Genomic DNA, 2,906 nt, shown 5'->3' on the forward strand with positions numbered 1-2,906 from the left:
CACCTGATCGCTGAAGAACAGGCCGCCCTCCTGGCAGCATAGTTATCAACAATTATACCTGAAATCAATTTACACACAAATTTGGACTTGACTCAGGGAGCGCAATTGACTACCACGTTTCCTAAAATCTCTAATTCAGGTAACTCTGGATATACAGATTTATAATCCGTTGCAGAGCACTATTTATATTCATATTTCCTTCCATCAGGCACCATTCCAAAACACAGCCTTTAACGATTGTGCAGATGTCCATACATATTTCATGGATATTTGCACTTTTTTTGATGATTCCCTGAGCCTGCGCCGCCGTTATTTCCCGCTCGCTACGGGCCATCACGGTATCCGGCTCAAATTGTCCTTCAACTTCCGACATATACGCTGAAAGCGAACGATTTCCGGCAGTATAAAAACTCTTCATAAAGTCAAGGCCGAATTCCATATATCGGTTTATAAGGAGCATATACAGTTCTGAAATGCGCTCATCGATCTTGTTGAGGGGTGTTTTCAGAGAACAGCTTTCAAAGGAGGTCTCACGGACAAAGTACATAAGCAGGTCATCTTTGTCTCTGAAATAATGGTAAAAAGTTCCGATGGAAAGATCTGCCGCCGCGCACACATTTCTCACGGTGATATAATCCGCTCCATTTTTTCGGATCAGGTCAATGGTTGTATCTATGATTCTCTGTTTGCTGTCTACTTGATCTGCACTTTTCGCAGGCCGCCCACATTTTTTTGCCATGTCATTCTCCTTTTAGATCAAGTTCATTTTGACTATTGACATTATAGAACATGTTCTATATAGTTGCAAGCAGAAGTAAATATAACACGTTCGATTATTTGAAAGGAGTTTGCAACGATGAAAATTACGTATTGGTCAGACTACGCTTGCCCCTACTGCTATATCGGTGAGGCGCGTCTAAAGAAAGCGATTGAATCTATCCCTGAAATGAAAAATGTGCAGCTTGAAATGAAAGCCTTCCAGTTAGACCCTTCCGCAGGGGAACACGCAGTCAGCGACACGCAGACACGTTTTGCTGATAAATATGGAATCTCGTTTGAGGCTGCTGGAAGGCAAATTGAAAACATCTCTCAGATGGGAATTGCTGAGGGACTTGATTTCCAGTACGCCTCTACGCTTTTTACAAATACAATGGATGCACATCGCCTGACGAAACTGGCCCAGAGCAAAGGAAATCCGGCACTGACAGAGCGTATGATCTCTGCACTGTTCAAAGCATATTTTACCGACAACAAAGAACTTGCGGACAAAGCGCTTCTCCAGAGTATCGGTGAAGCGTGCGGACTGGACGCGGCAGAGGTCAGAGAAGTCCTGAATTCAGACAGGTACCGGGATGAAGTGATTTCAGACGAGAATGAGGCTTTCCAAAATGGCATCCACGCGGTTCCGTTTTTTGTAGTAGGAAAGTATGGAATTTCCGGTGCACAAAGCGTAGAGGGCATGAAGGCCACGCTTCAAAAAGCATTGGAGCAGGAGACGGAGGCTGGCATGGAACAGGGGATGAGCTGCGGTCTGGATGGCTGCAGGATTGGTTGAGCTATGATTATAGAGGTACCGGTAAAAGGGTATTTTGAGGAAAACTGCTTCTTTTACATTGACGATAAAACACAGCATGGCTTTTTAATTGATCCCGGCGCACAAGCTGCAGGACTGCTTGAGCTTATCAAAGAAAACGGCTGGGAAATCGAAAAAATACTGCTTACACATGGGCATTTTGACCATACCGGAGCGGCAAACGAACTCCGCCGTGTATTAAATCTTCCCGTACTCGCCTATCGAACAGCGAACGATTATCTGCTGGATGCCAGAAAAAATCTGTCGGCTCTCTGCGGACCTCCGATTACGATACGAGATGCAACATTTATAGATGATGGGGACAATATCACGCTGGAAGCAAACCCGTCTTTTTTCCTGCACGTAATCTATACACCGGGACACACGACGGATTCCGTCACCTACTACTCCTCCAATGATCACGTTGCATTTGTTGGAGACACAATTTTCAAGGGAAGCATTGGGAACTATCAATATCCGGGCGGGAATCTGATAGATTTACAAAACAGTATCCACAACATAATTTTTTCCCTGCCAAACGAGACGGTTCTTTGTTCGGGGCACTCGGCTCAAACAACGGTAGGGCTCGAAAAGCAAAGATATAGATATTAGATGCGATGGGCGGGCAGCCTATATGTGCTGCCCGCCGTCGGCAGGGATCATTGGGTGTCATAAAATCGTTTAGAGGCTTTCAGTGATGGCGTTATCGCGATTGTTATAACGATTATGGTCATGCAAATATCTGTGCCGGAAGGCGGAGCTTTACGCGACCTTCTTTCCTTAATCCCTGGCATCGTGTGCTATGCAATCAGTCTTTTTATGATAGCGATTTACTGGAACAACCATCATCATTTGACGCAGATTGTAGCGCAGGTAAACGGGAAGGTCCTGTGGAGCAACCTGTTTTTCTTGTTTCTTCTGTCATTACTGCCTCTAGCAACAAATTGGGCACAAAAGACAAAGTTTGAATATATTCCGGTTATCGTATATGCGTCTTCCTATCTGCTATGTACTATTGCTTATCTTGGCTTGGAGAAGACACTGATGAAAGAAAGTATTTCAGAGAATGTATCCGCATTGAACGACAGCCATAGAAAAGAATGGGCTACTGTTATTTTACATATCGTGTCCGTTGCGTTTGCGGCGTTCCATCTCTGGCAGCTTGCATTTGTCAGCATGGGCGTGATCGCCATGATTTGGGTCATCCCTGAACTCAGAATCGAAAAGATGTATAATTAATAAAGGGTAAATTGCAATAACAAGTTGGACACCCTCCGCTAGGCAGTAGCCTGGTAGATTCGGTCGATTTCCTCCTCGAAGATTTCATCCGGGG

Annotated in this window: 3 protein-coding genes and 1 pseudogene; 3 read left to right on the forward strand and 1 reads right to left on the reverse strand. The window is 44.8% G+C overall.

Features of this window, described 5'->3' with window-relative positions; translation table 11 throughout:
* Nucleotides 1-130: 130 nt before the first annotated feature.
* Nucleotides 131-739 carry a TetR/AcrR family transcriptional regulator gene (locus ISF27_RS13010; protein WP_194611894.1) on the reverse strand — a complete coding sequence of 203 codons (609 nt, stop codon included), beginning with the start codon at nt 737-739 and terminating at the stop codon, nt 131-133.
* A 117-nt stretch (nt 740-856) separates the two neighbouring features.
* Here ISF27_RS13010 and ISF27_RS13015 point away from each other — a divergent pair, with 117 nt between their 5' ends.
* The 3 genes and pseudogenes from ISF27_RS13015 to ISF27_RS13025 all read left to right on the forward strand — a co-directional run.
* The gene (locus tag ISF27_RS13015) at nt 857-1,555 is read left to right on the forward strand and encodes a DsbA family oxidoreductase (protein WP_194611895.1); all 699 of its coding nucleotides are present in this window, start codon (nt 857-859) and stop codon (nt 1,553-1,555) included.
* 3 nt (nt 1,556-1,558) lie between these two features.
* Nucleotides 1,559-2,185 (forward strand): MBL fold metallo-hydrolase, encoded by a 627-nt coding sequence (locus tag ISF27_RS13020; RefSeq protein WP_194611896.1) that lies wholly within the window; start codon nt 1,559-1,561, stop codon nt 2,183-2,185.
* 78 nt (nt 2,186-2,263) lie between these two features.
* Nucleotides 2,264-2,812: pseudogene (locus ISF27_RS13025) on the forward strand (TMEM175 family protein); the annotation flags it as partial.
* Nucleotides 2,813-2,906 lie beyond the last annotated feature (94 nt).

Source organism: Clostridium vitabionis, assembly GCF_015351765.1.
Taxonomy (GTDB): domain Bacteria; phylum Bacillota; class Clostridia; order Lachnospirales; family Lachnospiraceae; genus Clostridium_R; species Clostridium_R vitabionis.

Excerpts from the sequence above, each read along its gene's own strand:
- ISF27_RS13010 (WP_194611894.1), bottom strand. The coding sequence starts at position 739 with ATGGCAAAAAAATGTGGGCGGCCTGCGAAAAGTGCAGATCAAGTAGAC.
- ISF27_RS13015 (WP_194611895.1), top strand. The coding sequence starts at position 857 with ATGAAAATTACGTATTGGTCAGACTACGCTTGCCCCTACTGCTATATC.
- ISF27_RS13020 (WP_194611896.1), top strand. The coding sequence starts at position 1,559 with ATGATTATAGAGGTACCGGTAAAAGGGTATTTTGAGGAAAACTGCTTC.